This window comes from Dorea chungnamensis, assembly GCF_039832125.1.
Lineage (GTDB): Bacteria > Bacillota > Clostridia > Lachnospirales > Lachnospiraceae > JAFBIX01.
The window spans coordinates 177,633-203,040 of record NZ_JBDOHT010000002.1 but is presented as its reverse complement, the minus strand read 5'-3'; the positions used below and the strand labels follow the sequence as shown (position 1 = coordinate 203,040).

Annotated in this window: 20 protein-coding genes; 8 read left to right on the top strand and 12 right to left on the bottom strand. The window is 43.6% G+C overall.

Features of this window, described 5'->3' with window-relative positions; translation table 11 throughout:
* The first annotated feature begins 13 nt into the window (after window positions 1–13).
* The 4 genes from ABE613_RS02860 (at window position 14) to ABE613_RS02845 (ending at window position 4,870) form a co-directional block, all read left to right on the top strand.
* On the top strand, window positions 14–1,111 hold the full coding sequence (locus ABE613_RS02860) for a COG1361 family protein (RefSeq protein WP_347375629.1): 1,098 nt from the start codon (window positions 14–16) through the stop codon (window positions 1,109–1,111).
* A gap of 186 nt (window positions 1,112–1,297) precedes the next feature.
* Complete coding sequence (locus ABE613_RS02855; RefSeq protein ID WP_347375628.1) at window positions 1,298–3,076, top strand: DUF885 domain-containing protein; 1,779 nt, start codon at window positions 1,298–1,300, stop codon at window positions 3,074–3,076.
* 185 nt (window positions 3,077–3,261) lie between these two features.
* Window positions 3,262–4,062 carry an MBL fold metallo-hydrolase gene (locus ABE613_RS02850; RefSeq protein WP_347375627.1) on the top strand — a complete coding sequence of 267 codons (801 nt, stop codon included), beginning with the start codon at window positions 3,262–3,264 and terminating at the stop codon, window positions 4,060–4,062.
* 172 nt (window positions 4,063–4,234) lie between these two features.
* Window positions 4,235–4,870, top strand: coding sequence for a hypothetical protein (locus tag ABE613_RS02845; RefSeq protein ID WP_347375626.1), 636 nt, complete (start codon window positions 4,235–4,237; stop codon window positions 4,868–4,870).
* Window positions 4,871–4,947: 77 nt separating this feature from the next.
* Here the strand turns inward: ABE613_RS02845 and ABE613_RS02840 are convergent, their stop codons facing one another.
* Window positions 4,948–5,475, bottom strand: coding sequence for a spore maturation protein (locus ABE613_RS02840; RefSeq protein WP_347375625.1), 528 nt, complete (start codon window positions 5,473–5,475; stop codon window positions 4,948–4,950).
* 195 nt (window positions 5,476–5,670) lie between these two features.
* Between ABE613_RS02840 and ABE613_RS02835 the strand changes: the two genes are divergently transcribed.
* The 3 genes from ABE613_RS02835 to ABE613_RS02825 all read left to right on the top strand — a co-directional run bounded on the left by ABE613_RS02835 (window position 5,671) and on the right by ABE613_RS02825 (window position 8,946).
* Window positions 5,671–7,035 carry an MATE family efflux transporter gene (locus ABE613_RS02835; RefSeq protein WP_347375624.1) on the top strand — a complete coding sequence of 455 codons (1,365 nt, stop codon included), beginning with the start codon at window positions 5,671–5,673 and terminating at the stop codon, window positions 7,033–7,035.
* A 122-nt stretch (window positions 7,036–7,157) separates the two neighbouring features.
* A complete protein-coding gene (locus ABE613_RS02830; RefSeq protein WP_347375623.1) occupies window positions 7,158–7,766 on the top strand; it encodes a nucleoside recognition protein in 609 nt (202 codons plus the stop codon).
* 286 nt (window positions 7,767–8,052) lie between these two features.
* Entirely contained in the window at window positions 8,053–8,946 is an 894-nt protein-coding gene (locus tag ABE613_RS02825) for a LysR family transcriptional regulator (protein ID WP_347375622.1), read from the top strand.
* A 30-nt stretch (window positions 8,947–8,976) separates the two neighbouring features.
* Here the strand turns inward: ABE613_RS02825 and ABE613_RS02820 are convergent, their stop codons facing one another.
* Window positions 8,977–9,546: an ECF transporter S component gene (locus tag ABE613_RS02820; protein ID WP_347375621.1), complete on the bottom strand. Its 570-nt coding sequence runs from the start codon at window positions 9,544–9,546 to the stop codon at window positions 8,977–8,979.
* 275 nt (window positions 9,547–9,821) lie between these two features.
* Here ABE613_RS02820 and trhA point away from each other — a divergent pair, with 275 nt between their 5' ends.
* Window positions 9,822–10,484 carry a PAQR family membrane homeostasis protein TrhA gene (trhA, locus tag ABE613_RS02815; RefSeq protein WP_235232480.1) on the top strand — a complete coding sequence of 221 codons (663 nt, stop codon included), beginning with the start codon at window positions 9,822–9,824 and terminating at the stop codon, window positions 10,482–10,484.
* A 62-nt stretch (window positions 10,485–10,546) separates the two neighbouring features.
* Here trhA and ABE613_RS02810 read toward each other — a convergent pair whose 3' ends face one another.
* The 10 genes from ABE613_RS02810 to ABE613_RS02765 all read right to left on the bottom strand — a co-directional run bounded on the left by ABE613_RS02810 (window position 10,547) and on the right by ABE613_RS02765 (window position 25,408).
* Complete coding sequence (locus ABE613_RS02810; protein ID WP_235232481.1) at window positions 10,547–10,795, bottom strand: GIY-YIG nuclease family protein; 249 nt, start codon at window positions 10,793–10,795, stop codon at window positions 10,547–10,549.
* A gap of 151 nt (window positions 10,796–10,946) precedes the next feature.
* A complete protein-coding gene (locus tag ABE613_RS02805) occupies window positions 10,947–11,705 on the bottom strand; it encodes a peptidoglycan DD-metalloendopeptidase family protein (protein ID WP_347375620.1) in 759 nt (252 codons plus the stop codon).
* A 44-nt stretch (window positions 11,706–11,749) separates the two neighbouring features.
* Window positions 11,750–12,676, bottom strand: coding sequence for a SpoIID/LytB domain-containing protein (locus ABE613_RS02800; RefSeq protein WP_347375619.1), 927 nt, complete (start codon window positions 12,674–12,676; stop codon window positions 11,750–11,752).
* 73 nt (window positions 12,677–12,749) lie between these two features.
* Entirely contained in the window at window positions 12,750–15,236 is a 2,487-nt protein-coding gene (locus ABE613_RS02795; RefSeq protein WP_347375618.1) for a glycogen/starch/alpha-glucan phosphorylase, read from the bottom strand.
* A gap of 37 nt (window positions 15,237–15,273) precedes the next feature.
* Window positions 15,274–18,438, bottom strand: a complete 3,165-nt coding sequence (ileS, locus tag ABE613_RS02790) for an isoleucine--tRNA ligase (protein ID WP_347375617.1) — start codon at window positions 18,436–18,438, stop codon at window positions 15,274–15,276.
* A gap of 535 nt (window positions 18,439–18,973) precedes the next feature.
* Entirely contained in the window at window positions 18,974–20,398 is a 1,425-nt protein-coding gene (locus ABE613_RS02785) for a D-alanyl-D-alanine carboxypeptidase family protein (protein WP_347375616.1), read from the bottom strand.
* Window positions 20,399–20,622: 224 nt separating this feature from the next.
* Complete coding sequence (locus ABE613_RS02780) at window positions 20,623–21,561, bottom strand: LCP family protein (RefSeq protein ID WP_347375615.1); 939 nt, start codon at window positions 21,559–21,561, stop codon at window positions 20,623–20,625.
* Window positions 21,562–21,574: 13 nt separating this feature from the next.
* Window positions 21,575–23,068, bottom strand: coding sequence for a tyrosine-protein kinase domain-containing protein (locus ABE613_RS02775; RefSeq protein ID WP_347375614.1), 1,494 nt, complete (start codon window positions 23,066–23,068; stop codon window positions 21,575–21,577).
* 5 nt (window positions 23,069–23,073) lie between these two features.
* A complete protein-coding gene (locus ABE613_RS02770; RefSeq protein WP_347375613.1) occupies window positions 23,074–24,534 on the bottom strand; it encodes a polysaccharide biosynthesis tyrosine autokinase in 1,461 nt (486 codons plus the stop codon).
* 1 nt (window position 24,535) lies between these two features.
* Window positions 24,536–25,408 (bottom strand): hypothetical protein, encoded by an 873-nt coding sequence (locus tag ABE613_RS02765; RefSeq protein WP_347375612.1) that lies wholly within the window; start codon window positions 25,406–25,408, stop codon window positions 24,536–24,538.

Below are 25,408 nucleotides of genomic sequence, written 5' to 3'. Positions count from 1 at the left end.
AAGAAATACATATATGAAAAAATGGATGAAAAAATTATGTGAGGTGTCACTGGCATTGGCAGTGGCCTGCAGTATGATGATCACTTTACCTGTTTTTGCTGAAGGGGAAGAGGAGGAAGAAGAACCCATCATCTCTGTTACTGGTGTACCTGAAGATGCAATCATGGCTGGAAGCGAATTGAAGCTTACCTTTACGATCGATTCCGAAGCAGTAGAATGTTACACAGATCTCTATCTTGCTATCAGCGGACCATTTACCTCCACCATGGGAACTACAGACGAAGATGGGTATATTACGATTAATCTTGAGAACACGGAGCCAGTAACAGTACCCGTAACAATCAATTCAGATGTCTACCCAGGAGAATCCCTCGGTGAAGTTGACTTATATGGTACTTATGTAGATCCTGAGACAGGTGCCTCTAGAGAGTCTGTTATCATTGGATGGAATTTCTTTGACCTTACAATCCAGCAGATCTTTTCTATCGAACTGACTCAGTGGAATCCAATCAACGAAGCAGTTGCCGGAACCCCTTACCCATTTGCTGTAACGATTACAAATAATACGGATTCTCCGTTGGAAGATATCACGGTTACAGCCGGAGGGCTGAATTTCTTCACAGAACTCTATCATTGGAATGCAATCATTGATTACGAGGCAATGGATGGAGTAGCGATAGACAGTCCTGATGCAGTGATTCAAAGTCTTGCCCCAAAGTCATCCGTCACAATCAAAGGTACGATAACTTTCCCTGCCGAATCAATCGGTGATAATACACACCTATGCATCGATGTGAGCTGCAACGGTTTCGAAGATAATTTAAACGGTTACGGCAATCTCACAGATAGTTATCATTTCCCGATAGTCGCTTCACCATCCTCTGGCAATCAGGGTGGACAAGGCAATGGTTCTCAGGGCTCAACCGGACAGAATATAAATGGACAGAATACCAGTACTTCAACTGCTGTTGTGGAAAATGTAGCTAACACTGCAAATGCTTCTTCCGTAGTCAAAACCGGAGACCCTGCTGAGGCAACAGCACCTCTGGCAGCTCTGCTCATAGCAGCATCTGCAATTGTAATCGTCTTGAGAAAAAGAAGAACTGTTTAAATGGATATCAAACATCTTAATGAAAAAAGACATCGATATGTTTCTTAATTACTGAAAAAGATTCATCTCGATGTCTTTCTCTTATCCTTCTTCCGATACATTTTGCACGAGCTACATTCAGAATTATCTGCATTGTAAAATAATTTTCCGCATATAGTGATACAAATCATTTTTTCAGGGACCATCATGACAAAAATCTCTAAGAAACGCTCTGTGGCAATTGTTTTCTCTATTACCATTCTTTTCTTCTTAGCCACAGAGCTGTTCCTACATCTCGACAAAAGCGAAGATCAGCGTTTTCTTGAATATACACACCAACTTTTCTGTACGGAAGTCTCCGGCAGTACTATCACACTTCACTATACATTAAAAGATCCCGAAGCCTTTGGAATCACGGATGCCCCGGTAACCTACGGTACTTGTACTACTGACACCGAAGCCATCTGCGCTTCTGCGGAAAATGCACTTGCGCTTCTTCAATCTTACGACCGCAGCCGCCTTTCCGATGAAAACCAACGCACCTATGATATACTGGAGGACAGTCTGACGGATACTCTGGCAGAATCTAAATATGCACTGTACGAAGAACCTCTGGCGCCTCTGACCGGCACCCAGTCTCAACTTCCGGTACTTCTGTCGGAATATCAATTCTATGACACTTCCGACATCGATACCTACCTGGAACTTTTGACCAAAACACCAGAATATTTCCGTTCTATTATCGAATTTGAAAATGAAAAATCCGAGATGGGGCTATTTATGGCTTCTTACTCCGCCGATGACATTATCAAAGAATGCCAGGCATTTATCAATATGGGGAATTCCAATTATCTCTATTCTTCTTTCGAAGAACGACTGGATTCTCTGGATCTTACGGATTCACAGCGTAATACATATATAGAAGAAAATTCCCGATGCATCGAGGAATATATTTTCCCGGCATATAAAGAGTTAATAGAAGGCCTGACCGCACTAAGCGGCAGTGGAAAGAACCATAATGGACTCTGCTATCTTCCAGACGGGAAGAAATATTACGAGATTCTGGTTGCCAGTGAGACTGGTTCCTCTCGCAGCATTCCAGAACTTCAGCAATTGACACAAAATCAGATGATCGATGATCTCACGGCTATGCAAGATGTGTTGACCCAGGAACAATCCACCGCCACCGAAGAAGCTTCCGTCTCTTCCGACATATTTAAAACACAGGGGGCGATTCTGAAAGACTCCAATCCCGCTGCCATTCTGACAACGTTAGAATCCAAATTGGGGAAAGACTTTCCTGAGCCGCCACAGGTGAATACGCAGATCAAATACGTCCAAAAATCCATGGAAGAGTATCTTAGTCCGGCTTTCTATATGATTCCAGCCATCGACAACACAGAAAACAACGTCATCTACATCAATCAGGGACATCTGCCCGACGATCTGTCCCTGTTCACGACCCTTGCCCACGAAGGATACCCCGGTCATCTGTACCAGACCACCTACTTCGCCAGCCAGAATCCAGATCCCATCCGCACACTTCTGAATTACGGTGGTTACACCGAAGGCTGGGCCACCTACAGCGAGATGCTGAGCTACTACTACGCTCCCATCTCCAAAGCACAGTCCACACTTCTGCAGAAGAATAGCTCCGTCATCCTCGGACTCTACGCCCTCGCTGACATGGGCATACACTACGACGGCTGGACCCTGGTCGACACCGTATCCTTCTTCCGAAGCTACGGAATTACCGATACCAATACCATCGAAGATATCTTCCACCTAATCATAGCCGATCCCGGAAACTATCTGAAATATTATATTGGATATGTCGAATTTCTGGAGTTAAAAAAAGAAGCAATCGAAAAATGGGGAAGTGAATTCACACAAGAAAGATTCCACAAAGCCGTGCTCGACATCGGGCCAGCGTCATTTGAAGAATTGGGGACGGGGGTTTTTTCATTTTCCTCCGTCCCAGATTAAATTTACCGTGTCCCTTTTTGACTTTACCCTGTCCCTTTTTGTATTTTTTCACCAATACTACCATTATTGTGAATCTCGCTGAAAGCAACTGGGCATTACTTTATTTCCTGTGTTATACTGAAAACTACCAAACCATTATTTCTATTGAAAACATGATATAAAAGCAAAAGATTGGAGATGTTTATATGAAGCTAACAATATTAGGGACCGGAAATGCTGCCGTATCAGAATGCTACAATACTTGTTTTGCCATTTCGGATGGCGACAGACATTTTCTGGTGGATGCCGGCGGCGGAAATCGGATATTAAAAGTCTTAAAAGATACTAAAATCCAGATTACTGACATTCATGATATTTTTGTTACTCACGAGCATGTGGACCATGTTCTTGGGATCATCTGGCTGATTCGCATTATCGGTCAGAAAATGAATCAGGGAAAATATGACGGTGACTTACATATCTACTGCCACAGAGAATTGTCTGAAAAAATTCGGTCAATCGCCAGCATGACCATTCAACAAAAGGTCTGCAGACATATGGGCGAAAGAATCCAATTTGATATTGTAAAAAATGGTGAACAACGCAAAATCCTTGACTGTCCAATAACCTTCTTTGACATTGCTTCTACAAAGGCGAAACAATTTGGATTTACCATGCAGCTGAATAATGGCATAAAATTCACTTGCGTTGGAGACGAGCCATACAACGAAGTCAATTTTGAATATGTAAAAGACAGTGATTGGCTCTTACATGAAGCCTTCTGTCTGTTCCGCGAAGCAGACAAGTTCAAACCTTACGAAAAACACCACAGTACAGTAAAAGAAGCCTGCCAGCTTGCAGAAAAGCTCGGGATCCCTAACCTTCTGCTCTATCATACCGAAGAATCACATCTGGCAGAACGGAAAAAACTATATACCGAAGAAGGCCGGCAATATTATCATGGAAATTTGTTTGTACCGGATGATTTAGAGACTTTCACACTTTAAAGCGTTTCATTTGGGACGGGGGTATTTTCATTTTCCCCCGTCCCAAATTCATTTTACCGTGTCCCTTTTTCCTCGGACTACCATAAAATTTAAGAATTGCATTCATCAGATTTGTTGAATTTTATGTCGGAAATTGTTATGATAAAAGAAATTTAACAGGGAGGTATAGCTTGTGTCTGAAGAAGTAAATATGGTTAAAGAAGAGAATATCGAAAGCAAGTCTGATGCAAATAAAATTGTGTCGATTGGGAATAAATCAAATTCAATAGAAGCAGAAGCGCAGATAACAGCAGACAATTCCGTTAATCCAGTACCTGGCGGAGATGTAGATTCTGCTGCAGCAAAAGAATCTATTGCGGCTGAACGTACAGAATCTGCAACATCAAATGAATCTACAACGTCTCACACTACAGAGCAAAAGGCTTCATATGAATACGACGATTTCGACGATATAGATTGCGATGAAGACGAAAAACCCCACAGGCATTTCTTCCGTTCTCGCGCCCGTGATGTTGAGAACACAAGGGACAAATTGATTCTTTCGCGTATTAAAGATGAGGATCTGATGGATTATCTCAAGTTAGAGCAACAACGATTAGAATTTCTGCAACAGGCAAAAGAAGTGAAAGAGAAGCGACTGCTGATCGCTTTCCAGCTAACGATCTCTCTGGCGGCCATCGTTGCTATCGTATACCTGCTCAAAGACAATCCAATGATTTTGATAAGCATTTTATATATTGTCGGTATCATCGCCGCCTTGAATATTTGGAAAAATCCACGCAGCAAGGACAAGGATAAAGACAAATAGTAAAATTAATAGTGATTGGATACATATTCTAAGGGCTGTCATAGACAGTCCTTTTTCATTCTATATTCATATTTTCCTCAGGCCATCAGCCCGGCTAGGATCACACTTGCAATCAGTCCGGCAAATGTAGCAAACATGGCACCTCCCAGTGTATATCTTGTTTTCGTTACTTTCGCCGTCATAAAATACACACTCATTGTATAAAAAATAGTTTCTGTGCACGACATACTGATAGATGCAATCAGTCCAATATAAGAATCTGTGCCATACTCCTTATATACATCCAACAAAAGTCCCGTTGCGGCCGATGAAGAAAACATCTTCACGACTGTAAGCGGCACCAATTCACCGGGAAAGCCTATGTACTCAGAAAATCTCCCAATAATATCTGACAAAAAATCAAGGAACCCTGAAGCCCTCAATACCCCCACTGCAACCATTAACCCTACCAATGTCGGAAGAATCTTAATCACCGTATAAAATCCACTTTTCGCCCCCTTAATAAAAGTATCATAGACATCCACCTTCATCAAAACACCATAACTTACAATTCCAAAGATAACAAGCGGAACAATAAAATCCGTCACATACATCAAGATTTTCACATAAGTTCCCCATTTCATACTTCCCATATAGTTGCTTACATTATATGTAGGGACAGGGTTTTTTATAATTGAAAATCTTTCTTACTACGCATATACTACTTATTAGAGATTTTATGATATAAAATACTATAAATTGTAATGGTGATAGATATGAGAACACGTAACATAAAAACACATAACATGAAAACGCATAACATGAAAACGCAACAAAAGAAGGATTTTGGTCAGGGAAGTATTGCTGCAAATATTTTGCGTCTTGCGGTTCCTATGACTTTGGCGCAACTAATTAATGTCTTATATAATGTCATTGACCGGATCTACATCGGTCATATCCCGCATACTTCCACAGAAGCTTTAACTGGAATTGGACTTACTCTGCCTGTTATTACGATCATCACTGCTTTTGCCAATCTATTTGGCATGGGCGGAGCTCCTTTATTTTCCATGTCCCGCGGCGCCAAGGAAACGGAACGTGCGCAGAAGATTATGGGAAATTCTTTTACTATGCTTTTATTATCTGGAACGGTCCTGGCCATTTTGTGTTTTGTATTTAAGCATCCGTTATTATATCTTTTCGGTGCCAGTGATGTTACCTATCCTTACGCTGATGCTTATCTTCGCATTTACCTGCTGGGAACATTATTTGTCATGACCAGCCTTGGTATGAACAATTTTATCAACGCTCAGGGATTCGGGATTACCGGAATGTTGACTGTTTCAATCGGCGCTGTCCTCAATCTGATATTAGACCCAATATTTATCTTTGGTCTCCACATGGATGTTCAAGGCGCCGCGCTGGCTACCATTATTTCCCAATGCGTTTCTTCCATCTGGGTTTTTCATTTCCTGATCGGCCAAAAAGCAATTATCAAGTTGACCAGAGAATCTATGACACTGCAGCCATCGCTGATCAAAGAGATTACCGCTCTTGGCATGGCTGGATTTATTATGGCGATTACTAACGGTTCTGTCCAGATTATCTGTAACGCAACTTTGCAGAAATATGGCGGCGACTTATACGTTGGAATCATGACCGTTATCAACTCTGTCCGCGAAATTATTACCATGCCAGTTAATGGAATGACAAGCGGTGCTCAACCCGTAATGAGCTTTAATTATGGCGCCAAAAAATACGACCGGGTAAAATCTTCCATTAAATTTACCACCTTATTCTGTATCCTTTTTTCCCTCGCAGCATGGGCACTGCTATTCTTCTTCCCGCGCTTTTTTATCCACCTGTTCAACAGCGATCCTGAACTTTTGGAAAAAGGCGTACCCGCCATGCATTTATACTTTTTCGGAATCTTTATGATGGCTTTACAATTTGCCGGTCAATCCACCTTCACCGCATTGGGTAAATATCGACACGCAGTCTTTTTCTCCTTATTCCGAAAAGCAATTATCGTAATTCCACTCACTTTATGGCTTCCAACAATTGCTACCCTTGGAACAAATGGCGTATTTCTTGCAGAACCCATATCCAATTTTGTAGGCGGAACAGTCTGCTTCGTTACAATGATATTCACAGTATGGAGAAAATTAGAGAAAAGTGACAAATAGGTACAGGGCATTTTTCATTTGGGTACACCACATTTGTAAATTGGGGACGTAGTACTTTTGCAAAGTACTACGTCCCCAATTTACAACATATCCTATACTAAAAGCTTTGCAAGGTGTTTATTATGTTGAATTATCTTTGGGCAGCCATGATTCTTCTTGGAATTATTTTTGCAGCTTTTACAGGCCGTATGCCGGATATTACCAATGCTGCTATTGATTCCTCCAAGGAGGCTATCTCTCTGTGTATTACTATGATGGGGGTCATGTCTCTCTGGGTGGGACTAATGGAAATTGCCGAGAAAGCGGGGCTGATTCAAAGTGCATCCCGCAGAATCCGACCGTTGATTCGCTTTTTATTTCCCAATCTTCCGGTAGGGCATCCTGCTGAGGAGCATATCACAACGAACCTGATCGCTAATGTATTAGGGCTTGGATGGGCAGCGACTCCGGCGGGCCTGCGGGCAATGGAGGAGCTTGGCCGATTGGAGGAGGATCGAAGGAGCGAGCGTCAGCCGGGACCGATTCAAAAAAGGGGTGTAGCAAGCAATGAGATGTGCACGTTTTTGATCATTAACATTTCTTCTTTGCAATTGATTCCTGTAAATGTTATTGCTTACCGCAGTCAGTATGGGAGTGTGAATCCAGCAGCCATCGTGGGCGCCGGGATTATCGCAACATCCATAAGTACATTGGCTGCATTACTTTATTGTAAGATTATGGACCATTCATAAGCTGTGAAAACTTGCTGCCCGAGGGCTTTCTCCAAAAGTACGGCAACGAAATAGGGATACCTGACGCACATTTGTCGGTATCCCTTATCTATTTCTTCCATTACAGTCTTTATTCATTTTTTCAGCATTGCGTAACATCATGGGTTATCTGGTGCAAACTGTAAAGCTTTCATAGTATACTTCCTTTTGTTGATTTTAATATAACACATTGACTCCTTATATGGAAATACATATAATAAGCTTATATTAATACCTTTTAAGTATGATGGAATGGAGATATTTTACGATGGAATTAAGACATATTCGCTATTTTTTGGCGGTTGCCGAGGAAATGAATTTTACAAGGGCTGCAGACAAGCTTTGTATTGCACAGCCTCCGCTAAGCCGTCAGATTCAAGATCTGGAAAATGAATTGGGCGTGAAATTATTTATCCGTAATCCGCATGCGCTCCAGCTTACGGAAGAAGGTCAGTTATTTCGCCAATACGCCATCCAGGTGATCGATCTGGTAAATAAATCCACGGAAGAAATCCGCGAAATGAAGCAGGGACTTCAGGGAACTCTTTTTCTTGCGTCCGTAGAGGGCCATGCTCCCCGTCTGTTTTCCGAGTGGATTGCGGGCTTTCATCAGCTTCATCCTCATGTACAGTACAATCTCTGGAACGGGAACTCGGACGACGTCGTAAACCGCGTCATGAAGGGATTATGCGATCTGGCAATCATCATGAAACCTCATAATGCAGAAGGTGTAGAAGCACTTTCCGTCTATAAAGAGCCCTGGATTGCCATGATTCCGTCCTCGCATCCACTTGCACGTCATGAAGGAAGCACCATTGAATTAGCGGAATTGGCACCTTATGACCTTATAATCCCTTCGCGTGCATCCCGTCTCCAGGAAATCAGCGGATGGTTTCAGATGACCGGTCAGAAACCTAAGATCCGCTGCCGAATTGCCCATATGCTCAATGCCTTTGAATTAACACGCCAAGGCGTCGGAATTGCCATATATCCCGCTTCTGCAGCAGAAGTGGGCATAAGCTCCGACATTTGCATAAAAGAACTGGTCAATCCTTCCGTGACGGCCTCCTATGTCTTAATCTGGAACAAAGATCATCAACTATCCCACGTCGCCACAGAATTCATTCATTATATAAAAAAACATATTCCTGATTCTGAGTAATCCATTTGCCGGCGGATCTATCCTGCAATTCTAGCATGCGATTCGTCGGTAAATATTGCTGACGGGCTTATACAGCACCGCAATCGCAACGACCATAAATATAGCATTGATTGCTGTTGCCGGAATTGACACGACTGATCCGACAAATGCCGCCGCAAATCCACTTCCCAGCAACATCATCTTAATCGTTCCCATCACAAGCTCAATCACAATATTCAAACAGCCATAGATAATCGCACATATGATCGCATTTCTATACTCCCTCTTCTTATCCTGCGCTGCTCTATTCTGAAGCAAATAAAAGATCGCTCCCACAATCAGACATTTTACCATTGTCTCGATAAAGACCTGTGGAATATCCTGAATATATCCATTCAATATATCAAATACGACCAGACCGATCGTTCCAGATATCGCACCTCTTTTTCCGCCCTGAAGTAATAACCCCATTACAACAAAAATATGTCCAAAATGCACAAATGGTGTTCCTATCGCTGCCGGGAGCGGGATGCGAAATGCCTGTATTCCTAAAAATGTAATTGCTGCAAAAAAAGCGGTAATCACCATCGCTTTTACATTATCTCTCGAATTCGTTTTCACTGTTTCTGCCTCCATCACTCTTCCTACCTTTCTCTACACTCCTTTGATTTTCCAAATTATGTTATCATCAATGTGGATTTACAGAAACAGCCAGTTATTTTATATTTAACCATGCCACTTGATTATTTATGAACACACTTACTCATTTTCTAAGAAAAATCTTAAATTTTCAAATTCTGCTTGCATTTTAGGAATATCGGGTATAATATACACATATAGATTATGTAGTATTAAAAACTACTTGTTGTGATTTCAATATTTCAGGAGGTGTTACTATGGCACAGTCAATCGAAGAACACATCAAAGACCCAGGAAGCGCCATCACACATTTCATCGGAATGCTCATGGCTATATTTGCAGCAGTACCTTTGTTGATAAAGGCCGCACACGAACCAAGCAGGATATACGTAATCTCAATCGCAATCTATGCGATAAGCTTAATCCTATTATATGCGGCAAGCACCACATATCACACTTTTAATAAATCCGAGAAAATCAATACAATCTTAAAGAAAATCGATCATATGATGATCAGCGTACTCATCGCCGGAAGCTATACACCAATCTGCCTGCTGGTCCTCAAAGGGAAGACCGGAATCATTCTCCTCTCTATTGTATGGGGAATCGCAATTGTCGGGATTCTGATCAAAGCATTCTGGGTATACTGTCCAAAATGGGTATCCTCCGTGCTTTATATCGGCATGGGATGGACCTGCGTACTGGCATTTACCCAACTGCTCAACTCCATGTCACCGGCTGCTTTCGGCTGGCTCCTCGCCGGCGGAATCATCTACACCGTAGGCGGAGTCATCTACGCATTAAAGCTGCCACTCTTCAATAGCCGCCACAAATACTTCGGCAGCCACGAGATCTTCCACCTATTCGTTATGGGCGGCAGTGCCTGCCACTTCATCGTCATGTACGCATTCGTACTTTAAAATTGGGGACGGGGGTTTTTTCATTTTCCTCCGTCCCAGATTCAAATATCCCTGTCCCTTTTTCAATTTACCCTGTCCCCAATGATCTTTTCTTTCTCTTTTCGTCGCATATGCTTGATCGCATACTCTCTTTTCATAGCCTCTTCTTTTGTTTGAAACTCCTCATAATACACCAACTTTACCGGTCGTCTTGACTTGGTATATTTCGCTCCTTTTCCCTCATTATGGGCCTTTATACGCTTTTCTATATCATTTGTCCAGCCAGTGTAGAGGCTTCCGTCTTTACATCTCACAATATATGTATAGTTCATATTCCTGCTCCGACTTATTTTTTCATATTGTTTATTATTATAGAAAAATTTCCACAATTGTCAAATGGGGACAGGGATACTTGAAAAAGGGACAGGGATATCTGAATTTGGGACGGAGGAAAATGAAAAAACCCCCGTCCCCAAACAAGACTTATTCTTCTGCCAGGTATTCGACTGGATTTACTGGTTGTCCGTCTTTTCGCATCTCGAAATAGACGTTGCATCCTTCTACGCTATAGTATTTGGTCGGCTGGCTGACATAACCTAACACGGTCTTTGCCTCCACGTAATCGCCGACTTTAACCGGTACTTCTTTGAGCTGACCGTAGAATAGTTCGTATCCATTGCCGATATCTACATTGACGGTCGTTCCGGTCTCTGCCGTGACATCGATGGATTTGACGATTCCGGCTGTCGCGGAGATGACTTGGTCACCTTCGGCACCGGAGATAATGACTGCCGGATTGTACTTATACTGATCCAGGGTCGAGAAATATACGGTCTTGTCCATACTATAGCTCATCAGGATCGTACCGTCTACCGGCCACAGAAGTGTACTGTCTTCATTAAAGCTTACGTTCGTTCCGCTTCCGGATGTACTTTGTACTGCACTTCCGTTTCCACTGGTACCACCCGTGTCAGCAGTGTCTTCCTGATTCTGGTCTTCCTGCTCCTTAGTGTCATCTTGATTGCTGACAACTAGATTGTTGGCCTCTTCTGCCGGTTCTGTATCTTTTTCATCTTCTGTATCATTGGTTTCCTCCGCCCGCGCAAGCTGTTCTTTTTGCTGTGTCGTTTTATAGTCATTGAATGTATATGTTCCAACTATTGCAATTGCTGCCACAAAGCATAATACTGCCGCAACGGTAGCAGCCTTCTTTTTCTGCGAAGGCTTTTGCTTTTTATTCATCTTATCACCACCTCTGACTATATTTTTGCCAGATCGCGATGGTCTTATTCTGTATCCAGTAATATTTCTGCGACTTCTTTGATTTCGGTTCCTTCAAAAAAATATTGTAAAATCTCTTCATATGCTTTGCCGTTTTTTGCCATTTGATTGGCTTCATACTGGCTTAACCCCAGCCCATGACCAATCCCTCTAGTCGTGATCCGGATCTGTCCGTTGCAGCGCTGTAAGGTAAAGCATCCCGAAGCCAACTTGTATGTATTGCGAAATTCTTCGCCACTGACATTCTCCTGTCCGACACGGACATTCAACACATATCCTGCGGTATCAGTTGCCGTGATCTCTGCGTCCATATCATCCACTGTCACCGTCTGCAGCTGCTTCTCGGCTTCGATATCGTCCGGGCATTCTACGATCTTAAGGTAAGGATAATCTTCACTTTCCAATACCTCTTTGGCATCACGAGTCCAGCCATTACTCAGCCGGAAAAATGGTGTCAGTGCCAGTGTATCCCCGTAATTGAGCACCTGCCCTTCGGTCTCACTCCAGACCTCCTCAAGCTTATGATAATATTTCGAATATTTACTGCCCCATGCCTTTTCCATCTGCTTTTGTGTCCAGAAGTCACCTTCCAATACCGTATCGCTTCCCGACTCATTAATCTTCTTATAGACATCCGTCCGAACCAGAATCGCCTGTGCCTTTAATGCCTCTTCTTCATAAGATGCCGGGATCTCTTTTGCTAGCATTCCCACACAATATTCCTCAATCGGCATCTCCACTACGGTTCCTGCTGTAGCATCCCCACCGGCAGCTTCATCCCCTGAAGCATCCGCCACCTTTACTTTCACATACGTCTCATCCACATGCGAGTAAGAAGTAATGCTTGGCCCATTCAGGAACACCGTGACCACGTATGGCAGTAATATAATAATGATGACATAACATCCGAATTTTTTGAACTTTGCTCGCATAAAAATACCCTCCCATACACTGTATGGAAGGGTCGTATATTTTATTCTATTTTTTCACGATTTGAACATCTTATTAATACTCAGGAACCTCATTATTCACTTCAACAGTCACCTTATCCAGTTTCCAGATATCATCCACATATTCCTGAATAGTTCTGTCAGAAGAGAATTTACCACAGCAAGCAGTATTCAGAAGAGCCATCTTCGCCCATCTTTCCTTGTCTTCGTAAGCTGCTCCTACCTTCTCCTGTGCCTCTGCATAAGCGCGGAAATCTTTCAGGATGAAGTACATATCTGCACGGTTGCCGCCCCTGGTGTTCAGAAGAGAATTGTACAGATCACGGTACATCTCTGTGTCGCCATTTGAGTAGGTTCCATTTACCAGCTGGTCAACGACTTTGCGCACATCTGGATCGTTGTTATAGATATCCCATGGATTATAGCCGCCATTCTGCTCATAGTTAATGACTTCGTCTGAACTCAGACCGAAGATAAATGCATTCTCAATTCCGACTTCTTCCACGATCTCTACGTTTGCACCGTCCATAGTTCCAAGAGTCGGAGCACCATTTAACATGAACTTCATATTACCAGTACCAGATGCTTCTTTGGAAGCCGTTGAGATCTGCTCGCTGACATCTGCTGCCGCGAAGATCATCTCTGCATTGGATACACGGTAATCCTCGATAAATACAACTTTAATCTTGCCGTTGATGCTGCGGTCATTATTGATGACATCTGCAACGGAATTGATCAGCTTAATAATCTGTTTTGCACGGATGTATCCTGCAGATGCTTTGGCACCAAAGATAAATGTTCTTGGGAAGAAATGTTTCTCTGGATGCTCTTTGATCTGATTATACAGATACATAACATGCATAATATTCAACAGCTGACGTTTGTATTCGTGAAGACGTTTTACCTGTACGTCAAAGATAGATCTTGGATCCACTTCTATTCCGTTGTGCTCCAGAATATATTTTGCCAGACGTTCTTTATTCTTATACTTAATATCCATGAATTCCTGACAAGCCTTCGGATCATCAACCAACGGCTTCAGTCCACTCATCAGAGACAGGTCTGTGATCCAGTCCTTGGTTCCAAGCTTCTCGGTTACCCAGTCAGCAAGAAGCGGGTTACCATGCATCAGGAAACGTCTCTGCGTGATACCATTTGTCTTGTTGTTGAACTTCTGTGGCATCATCTGGTAGAAATCTTTTAATTCCTGTTTCTTCAGAATCTCTGTGTGAAGTCTTGCCACACCGTTGACAGAGTAACCGGCAACGATTGCAAGATGAGCCATTTTCACCTGACCGTCTCTTAAGATTGCCATGCTCTTAACCTTATTCTCATCACCCGGATACATTGCACGGATCTGCTCAATAAAACGGCGGTCGATCTCCTGAATGATCTGGTATACACGAGGAAGCAGTCTTGAGAACAAGTCGATCGGCCATTTCTCCAGAGCCTCTGCCATAATGGTATGGTTGGTGTATGCACAGACTTTTGTGGTGATCTCCCATGCTTCATCCCATCCCAGATTCTCTTCATCCAGCAGGATACGCATTAACTCTGCAACTGCAACGGTTGGATGTGTATCGTTCATCTGCACGGTCATCTTCTCATATAACTTGTGAATGTCGTCATGTTTTCTCTTATATTTTGCAACTGCTGCCTGAAGACTTGCAGATACGAAGAAATACTGCTGTTTCAGTCTCAGCTCTTTTCCTGCATAATGATTATCATTTGGATACAGGACCTCTACAATATTCTTTGCCAGGTTCTGCTGCTCTACTGCCTTGTGATAATCTCCACGGTCAAATGACTCCAGCTGGAAGTCTACGATCGGCTCTGCATCCCAGATACGTAAGGTGTTAACCACATGATTATTGTATCCTACGATTGGATAATCATATGGAACCGCCATAACAGATTCGTAGTTTTCCTGTTTAAAGCGAATATCCCCAGTCTGATTGTCGTACTCAACACGGATATTTCCGCCAAAGCGAACTTCCTTGGCATATTCTGGTCTTCTTAATTCAAACGGATTGCCGTCTTTCAGCCAGTTATCCGGTGTCTCTACCTGATAACCATTTTCAATCTTCTGTTTGAACATTCCATAACGATAACGGATACCACAGCCATATGCTGCATATCCCAGAGATGCAAGTGAATCCAGGAAGCAGGCTGCCAGACGTCCCAGACCGCCATTACCAAGTGCCGGATCCGGCTCCTGATCTTCGATGGCATTGAGGTCAATTCCCATCTCGTCCAATGCTTCTTTTACTTCTGTATACGCTGTCATATTAATCAGGTTATTGCCAAGTGCTCTTCCTAACAAGAACTCCATAGACATGTAATATACGATCTTCGGATCATCTTTGTCATACTGTCTCTGCGTTGCGATCCAGTCATCAATAATTGCTTCTTTTACTGCATATGATACTGCCTGAAACAGCTGCTGTGGTGTTGCCTCTTTTACTGTTTTGCGGAATAAATGCTTTACATTGCTTTCCACTTCTTTTTTAAATGCTTCTTTTTCAAATCTTGGATTATACATAATATTTTCCCTTCCTTTACTCAAGCCTGGGGCAAGATTATTTTCTTTCCACGCCAAGTGTCACTTTTTCTCCATTGATCTTCCACTCTTTTACATAACCTGCAGGCGCCGCTTTCTCCACCTTCAGTGCAAGTGTTTCATCTCCAATAGTCTCTGCATTTGCTGCAAATACTTTCTCAGCCTTCTCTGTTCCTTCATAAGTGATCTCAATCTTATCCATCACTTCAAAGCCAGCTTCCTTACGCATGGTCTGTACTTTACTGATGATCTCACGTACAAATCCTTCTTCCAGAAGCTCTTCTGACAGATTCGTATCCAGAACCACTGTGATACCATTATCATTTTCAGATACATAGCCTTCCATCTGAGCGCTTTCAATCAACAGATCTTCACGGAACAGTGTAATCTCCTGTCCGTTAATATCTAACTTCAGGGCATCTGTAGCATTCAACTCATCCATTGCTGCATTTCCGTCGATCGTACCGAGCGCTGCCTTAATGCCTCCTAACATTTTACCATATTTTGGTCCCACTGTCTTTAGTTGAGGTTTGAAAGAATATGACGTAAAATCACGGACTTCTTGTGTAAATGTCATAGTTTTTACGTTCAATTCGTCTTCTACGATCTCCTGATAGAATTCTGGAACCTCAAAAGATGCCTTTACATACATCTGTCCGATTGGCTGACGGTTCTTGATGTTTGCAGCATTTCTGCAGGCACGTCCCATCACTACCAGCTTCAGGACTTTATCCATGTTAGACTCCAGTTCCTCATCGATATAATCATCATTTGCCACCGGGAAGTCACACAGGTGAATACTTTCTGGCGCATCCTGATCAATGCTTCTTACCAGATTCTGGTAGATATCTTCCGTCATGAACGGAATCATCGGAGCTGCAACCTTGCAGGCTTCTACAAGTGCTGTGTACAGAGTCATGTAAGCATTAATCTTATCCTGCTCCATACCCTTTGCCCAGAAACGCTCACGGCTTCTTCTTACATACCAGTTACTCATATCATCCACAAAATCCTGCAATGCTCTTGCTGCTTCCGGGATCCTGTAATTGCCAAGATCATCGTCTACTTCTTTGATCAAAGTATTCAGCTTGGACAGTAACCATTTATCCATAACGGATAATTTATCATATTCCAATGCATACTTGGTTGCATCAAACTCATCAATATTCGCATACAGTACGAAGAAAGCATAAGTATTCCACAGAGTTCCCATGAATTTGCGCTGTCCTTCGGTTACTGCTTTTCCGTGGAAACGATTTGGCAGCCACGGAGCACTATTTACATAGAAATACCAACGAATCGCATCTGCACCGTATTTCTCCAGTGCGTCAAATGGATCCACCGCATTTCCCTTGGACTTACTCATCTTCTGTCCATTCTCATCCTGCACATGGCCCAGAACGATAACGTTCTTATATGGTGCCTTGTTGAAGATCAGAGTAGAGATTGCCAACAGAGAATAGAACCATCCACGGGTCTGGTCTACCGCTTCAGAAATAAAATCTGCCGGGAACTGCTTCTCGAACAATTCCTGATTCTCAAATGGATAGTGGTGCTGAGCAAATGGCATAGAACCAGAGTCGAACCAGCAGTCGATAACCTCTGGAACACGATGCATTTCCTTACCGCAGATCGGACACTTGATCGTCACTTCATCAATATATGGGCGGTGCAGCTCGATATCATCCGGGCAGTTGTCAGACATTTCCTTCAATTCCGCAATGCTGCCGATGGAATGCTGATGTCCACACTCACACTCCCAGATATTCAGCGGAGTTCCCCAGTAACGGTTACGGCTGATACCCCAGTCCTGAACATTTTCCAGCCAGTCGCCAAAACGGCCCTTACCGATACTTTCCGGAATCCAGTTGATGGTATTATTATTCACGATCAGATCATCCTTAACATCCGTCATCTTGATGAACCAGGATTCGCGAGCGTAATAGATCAGCGGAGTATCACATCTCCAGCAGTGTGGATAACTATGCTCGAACTTCGGAGCATCGAACAACAGTCCTCTTGCTTCCAGATCCTTCAGCACTTCCGGATCAGCCTTCTTCACAAATAATCCGGCAAATGGAGTCGTCTCTCCCATATTACCCTTCTCATCAACCAGCTGAACAAACGGCATGTCGTACTTGCGTCCGACCTTGGCATCGTCTTCACCAAATGCAGGTGCGATATGAACCACACCAGTACCATCTGTCAATGTTACATAAGAATCACAGGTAATAAAGAACGCTTTCTTATTCTGCTTCGCTGCACAGTCATAAGCACACTGATACAACGGCTCATACTCCTTGTACTCCAGGTCCTTTCCTTTATAAGTCTCAAGGACTTCATAATCAGCGGTTCCCTCAGCAGCGCCAGACTTCTCCGCCAGACCGCCAAGAACCGTATCCAGCAGTGCTCCGGCCATGTAATATACATAACCATCCGCAGCCTTTACCTTCACATACTCCTCATCCGGGTTCACACAGAGACCGATATTAGACGGCAATGTCCAAGGCGTCGTCGTCCATGCCAGAAAATAAGCATCCTCGCCAATGACCTTGAAACGAACGATCGCAGAACGCTCCTTAACATCCTTATATCCCTGCGCAACTTCCTGCGCAGACAGCGGAGTTCCACAACGCGGGCAGTAAGGCACGATCTTGAATCCCTTATACAGAAGACCCTTGTCCCAGATCTTCTTTAATGCCCACCATTCAGACTCAATAAAGTTATTATCATACGTAACATACGGATTCTCCATATCCGCCCAGAAACCAACAGTACCTGAGAAATCCTCCCACATACCCTTGTATTTCCACACACTCTCTTTACATTTCTTAATAAATGGCTCCAGACCATACTCCTCGATCTGATCCTTGCCATCCAGGCCAAGAGCCTTCTCAACCTCCAGCTCAACCGGCAGACCGTGAGTATCCCATCCAGCCTTACGCGGAACCTCATAGCCCTTCATCGTACGATATCTCGGGATCATATCCTTGATAACACGCGTCAGCACATGGCCGATGTGCGGCTTGCCATTCGCAGTCGGAGGACCATCGTAGAACATGTAGATCTCGTTCCCCTCACGCTCCTTCATACTCTTCTCAAAGATGTGATTCTCCTCCCAGAACTTCTCAGTAGCCTTCTCCCTGTCCACAAAATTCAAATCTGTAGAAACCTTCTTATACATAATAACCTCCTTGGGGACGTAGTACTTTTGCAAAGTACTACGTCCCAAAATAAAAAATGTGGTGTACCTAATTGAAATATGCCCTGTACCCAAAATGAATTTTTTCATGGATATAGAACAAAAAAGCTTCCGTCCTGAATAGGACGAAAGCTGTACTTACGTTTATAAACCACCTAAACATACTATCATATGTCTTCTCTGTAACGGGCGAATCCCGGCAGCCTTTACTCGGTTCAACTTACCGCCTTTCAGGAACTGCAACTCGGAAGTGATATTCAGATATATTCTACTTGTATCAGGCTCCCACCATCCCCGATTCTCTGCATCGTTCAAATATAACCTACTGTCTTCGTCAACATTTTTCTCAATATGCGGTTTTATTATACTGAAAACCCCCTTGATTCGTCAAGGGATTTTTTCACAATGATTCTGCATATTTTTCGTCATATTGTATAAAGGGGACAGGGTAAATCGAAAAAGGGACAGGGATATTTTAATTTGGGACGGAGGAAAATGAAAAAACCCCCGTCCCAAATTACTTTCGTTTTCTGACGATCATGGTGCGTAAAAATACTGCAATCAGCACCAGTAATAAGATACTGGCTACGAGGATGATGATTTTTTCGGCCAGGGACTTTTTGCCGAATTTCTCGACGAGCTTTTCCCACAGGTTTTTCTCATTATCCTCCGATTTTTCTTTTGTCTGCGCCCGCAGCTCTTTGACATCCTGCACTTTTGCGGAGTGTTCTGCCAGATAAGATTGGCTTAGCACAGCCCGGGCAGAGCCAACTACTTGATCATCATAGCGATATTCTAGTGTGGCTTCTGTACTTGTCCCGCCATCTGGAATAATCTCCATAGCCAAGTCCGTGAATTCCACGCCATTTGGCACCACGACATATCCACTGCATTCATCCACATCTTCTGATGTTTCATTCTCTTCCACGGAGATCTTCTGGAAGTTGGCAAATGCATAATCGAAGAGATTTCTTGTATCGGGGTATATATTTGCCCCATGGGTGCGCAGCACGACGCACACCAACTGTAAGTTGCCGTTATCCGCCATGGTAATCAGCGTAGACAGCGCATCGGATGTGTATCCGGTCTTTCCACCAATCGCATATTCATAATAATTCGAGTTCCCTGGAATCAGCATCTTATGCTTCTGCTGGAAGACGTGCTGCTCCGTGGTCTCTGATTCAGGAATCTCGTAATTCAAAGTCTGTACAATACTGAAGAATTCTGGATACTTGAACAACTCTCTTCCAATCAGTGCCATGTCCCTCGCACAGGTATAATGATTCGGGTCGTGCAGCCCATTAGTGTTCACAAAATTCGAATTCTCTCCGCCCAGTTCCTTACACCGGGTATTCATCTGTTCCAGGAACCAGTTATAATCATATCCGGCATTGATTCCCACACTTTCTCCCACCGCATAAGCCGCCTCATTGGCTGATGCAAGCAAAGTAGCGTGCAATGCCTGATCCAGCGAGATAATGTTGCCTTCTTTCAAGCCCACCGAAGAATCTCCTGGCTGCAGAAATGCTACGCTGTCATGGGAAAATGTTACCGTATCCGTCAGTTGCCCATTCTCCAACGCCACTAACGCTGTCAGCACTTTGGTAATACTTGCCGGATAGTGGTGATCGTCAATATTCTTCGCATACAAGATCGCTCCCGTCCCTACCTCCATCACAATCGCCGCCTCGCCGTAGGTTCCGGGTCCCTGAGGCCAGTTCTCCCACCCATTACTCTCAACCGGCATCGCATAGACTTGCTGCTGCAACTCCTGCTCCGCTTTTTCGGCTTTCTCCTGCTCCGTCAGCCCTTCGTCCCCTTCTTCTGCCATCTCTGTGGCCGATACCGTCAGGATCATTCCCGGACAGATTCCACCACATAAGATGACCGACAAGACGACCATCATCAAAAAGACTGCCAGGATCCGCCTGCCTCTTTTCATAGATATTTCCTCCGTACATTCCGAGCACCCTTTACAGAGCATGCTCTATATCTCTTACTCATTTTATCATATCTCCCTCTTTATTTCCATGTACAATGTTATGCGCAATATGAATACACAAGATAACTCAACACCCACGCACCATACACAAAAAGGAGAGTACACGCCTCTCCTTTTATCACAAAACATATTCAAATCTTACCATTCACGCAGCCATCCAGCGATTAATACAGCAATTCCTCCAGGAACTTCTTATTCGCATCAAAATCTATCTCCAATACTGCCATCCCCTCATAGGTGATATCCGTATAAGTTCCATCCTGCGGAAGACTTGCCTGCTGCATCTTCAGATTATCTACCGCCAGGACATCTTTGGCCATATCGTAGATCTCTGTCACGCTCATATTCGTCTCAACTTGATTCATGCAGTAATTGATCAGCGAGAGAATGGAGGAAGGATCTTTATCTTCCATTACTTTGCGGTATATTCCGTACATGACGCTGCGCTGCCTTCTCGTTCTCTCAAAATCACTTCCCAGCGTACGGTTTCTGGCATGTGCCAGTGCCTGGGAGCCTGTCAGAATCACATCGCCGGACTCGATATTCGGCATACCGTTCTGACGATAATATTCTGCCTCTTCTTCGGAAATATATACCTTCACGCCGCCGATTTCGTCGATAATGCCGACCAGATTTTCAAAATTAATGGTAATATAATTCTGAATATCCAGATCATAAGTCTTATTGATGGTGTTGATCGTAAGACCGACCCCTCCATATGCGTAGGTATGACCAAGTCTACTCTTGCCATAACCATCGATATCTACCAGCGAATCTCGCAAGAAGGAAACCACCGTAGATTTATTTTCCTTTTTGTTAAATGAAACCAGCATCATACTGTCAGAACGTCCCATGTCTGAATTCGGATCTCTGGAATCTGTACCGACCAACAGCACATTGTATACCTCGTCATCCTTCTGATCCGCCTCTGCAATTTTTACAGACTTCGCCTTTGGATCCACCTCATCTGCAGGAACAATATCAACCGTATCTTTGTAGAATTTCCAGATAATAGAACCATAGACACCTACAATCAACAATATCACTGCCAGTATGACAATTCCTATAATCTTCCGCTTTTTATGCTTTCTGAAAAACTTCATCTACAGTGCCTCCTTACTCCTTAATGACACGTCCGTCTTGATCCTGTGTTCCTTTTTCTGCGTCCGTATAATTTCCATAATGACTCCGGCTTCCATAACGCCCATAGCCGCCATAACGCTTATATCCATAGCTGTAACCATACCCATATCCACGGCTTCTGCTTGAACTGTCACCGTTAAATACATAACCGATGATGTGGATGCCACTCATCGCAAGAGCCTGCACACCTTCTCGAATCTGCCTCATCTTCGTATGGTCATAACGTACCACATAGAGTGCTGCATCCACATATCGTGCAAGTACCGGGGCATCTGCCAGCAATCCCGACGGGGCCGTATCAAATATGACAACATCCGCCTGCTTAATCAATGCCTGAACCAACGCCCGCATGCTCTTTGAACTCAGAAGCTTCGTATTTCCTTCGTCATTCTCACCACCGTAGAGCACCTTCAGACTTCCATTTTGCACTTCTACATTTACCATAGCATCCTTAATGGCAACTTCCTTTTTCAGAACCACTCCAAGCCCAGGGTGCTTCTCCTGTTCATTCATCACACCCGCAACAGATGGATTTCTCATATCACAATCCACAAGGATTACCTTCTTCCCCTGCTTCGCGATTGAGATAGCCAGATTCGCCGCAAGGGTCGTCTTACCTTCTCCTGGAATGGAACTGGTAATCAGAAGAGACTGGAAACCATTCTCCTCCATATCCCGCATTACCTTAATTCTTATTTTTCGGATTGCTTCCACATATCCTTGTGAGATTCTTTCATTCAACAGACTTAACGTATTGTGAAATGTCTCTTTCTTACGCTTCTTCACCCGAATATACGGAACACTTCCACAATCCATCAGATTCAATTGCTTTTTTAATTCTTTCTTGGACTTCACCGTTCTTCTCTGCAACACATAGAGAACCAGTATGACACATCCAATCAAAGCTCCTTTTAAAGCGCCTCTCTTATAGGAACCTCGAATTACCTCTGAACGCTTTGTATCTGACGGAATTCCCGTCTCATCCAACACGGTGAGTTGCGTCTTTCCCACAACAAACTCTGCTACCTGCGGATAATTGTCTAACACAGAGACCAGTGTATTATACGCCACCTGCGGGTCATCTGCCGTCACAGAGATTGTGAGCAGGTTGGTTCCCTCATCCGCCTCTGCACTAATCGTACCTGGAAGGGTAGCCACTCCTAGATCTTCCGCCACTACATCTTCCAGAACACCGCTGGTAAGAATGTACGGAAATATCTGTGCCATATCCTGTGCAGAACTTCCAGTGGTAGAATTCACCGATACCGTCGCCGACGCAACATATTGAGACACATAAGTAGTTGTAGTAGTAAAATAATTCTTCACTGCAAAAAACACAGTCAAAACTACGATCAGCCACCATAACTTACGCACCCCTTGACAAAAATCAACCAGAAGCGACGTAAGATCTATCTTCTCAGGCGCTTCCCGAGATTCCTTCCCGGACATTTCTCTATAATCTTCCATATGCCTCAATTCCCTCTATTCTTATTATAATTCCCATAATGACCATATTGTCCATATCCATACTTGCCATAATAGCGTCCGACCGAGCTGTCTGCCACACTGGAAAATGTCTGCACTCCATTGAGCACAACACCCAGGATCTTCGTATGATTATCACGAAAATCATCCATAATATCATTAACATCTTCAGCCAGCATATAATTCTGTCTTACTACCATCAATACCGCGTCTGCACACTGTGCAAATACTTGCGCATCTCCCATGAGCCCTGCCGGTGGAGTATCAATGATTACATAATCCGCATATTTTCTACATGCATTCATCAACTTCGGAAGCTTATCTGTATGAAGGATCTCAGTGGAAGAAGAATAACAGTTTCTTCCGCCAAGGAAGAACAGATGCGGTCGTTCCCCTTTCATCAATATATCCGTCAGCACACCAGAACCTTTCAGGAATTCACCCAGCTCATTCTTCTCCTCAACCTTCAGATCAAAGATCAGGAACTGAGAAGGTCTGCGGATATCACCATCAACAAGAATAACCTTCTTCCCCTGCTCCGCAAGACTGATTGCAAGGTTCGCTGCCACCGTAGACTTTCCTTCATTCTCCGCGGTACTTGTAACCACCAGAACTTTGCGATCATCCTTCGCCATCTGGTATTCCACTTTCGCCGCCAGCTTCTTGTAACTCTCTACAAACGGAAAACTTGCGATTGGATTATCGATCAGCGCAGCAGATTTCTTATGATGTACGAACTCCCGCAGCGTCTTGTATTTGAATTCATAGCTGATCGCGCCAAGACTTCTCGCATCCAGTTTTTTCTCAATCTCTTTCTCCTGCTTGACCGAATTCTGCATAAAGGATAAAAGTCCAAATAAGAGGATACATATTCCGGCTCCACCTAAGAATCCCTTCTTCATCTCTCTTCTTGTGTTCAATGGATTGGTCGATGCATAAGGCATCTTCGGTTCTTCCAGTACACTAAGAACCGCATTTCCCACTGTATAAATAGACACTTCTGAGTAGTGCTCCATGATCGTCCGGATAATATCTATGGAATCCTTCGCCGTGTCTGCCGTCACATTTAGCGTGAGCAGATTGGTCCCTTCCTTTACCTCCGTAGTAATCTTCGCATCTACTTCTTCCATTCCAAGATTCTCACAGATAATCTTCTCCATGACATTACTTTTCAATACCTTTTCAAAGGTCTGTGCCATGCTGTATGCTGCTGAAAGATTACTGTAGGTATTATTACTTCCTTTGGAACCGACTACAAATGTAGCCGTCGTCGTATATTCCGGGACATACTGTACACTCGTTACTACATAGGTTAACATCGCTCCTGCAAGTGCTCCCAGAAGAATCACCCACCAATTCCTGAGAATATCCTGCACCAGAGTAAAAAGATCGACTCCCGAATCAACTGCTGCCGATATCTCGTCTCTATTTTTCTCGTCTCTGCTCATTCTATTCTCCTTCCACAACCACATACAACTTGGTAACTGCAGTCACACCACTGTCACCTGTATAAGTAAATTCCACCGTATAGACACCTGGATTCTCATAATCTACATAAGATGCAATTCCGATTGCCTCCCTGGTTCCGGCAATCATAGCACCATCCGCTTCATAAGTATATTCCGTCCCATTTTTCTCAATTCCAATCAGGTAAGCAGCCGGATCAATGGGTTGATTCACAGTTGTATATGCGATATACTCTGACAGAAGCGGATACTCCTTATAACGCTCCTGACGGTCATCTGAATCCGTAATCGTCATCTCTGCCGCTACCGAGCACACATCTCCCGCACTGTTGCTGACCTGCAGAGTCACTGGAAATGTTCCTGCCTGTCCACTATAATAACTGTTATCCACAATCGTACGAATCTGATTGGTCAGATCCCCATCCAGACAATCCTCCGCGGACAGATACTCTGACATCGTTGTATCCGCCTGATCTGTACTGGAAAAACGCAGAGGCTTCAGCATGTGGATCTTCGGAGACGTATAATCTGTATATTCCACCGTCCGTTCCAAAGTCGCCATATTATTGGCCTTATCAAAGACCACATACGTCACGGTACGCTTATTATTAATGAAATGTGACATCGCGGAGATTCGAATAGAATCTGTAATATCCCCATCTTTATTATCCTTCGCCGTGACCCCCTTTAAGAGAGCCTCCTCCTGATCTGCCACGCTGACGGACACCGTATCTTCCTTACACTGAATCTCCGGTGCCGTATGATCTTCCAACACTCTTACCTTCACCTGATATCCTGCAAACAGAATACACGACACGACAAATATTATACATATGACTATTCTTAATCTTCTCAT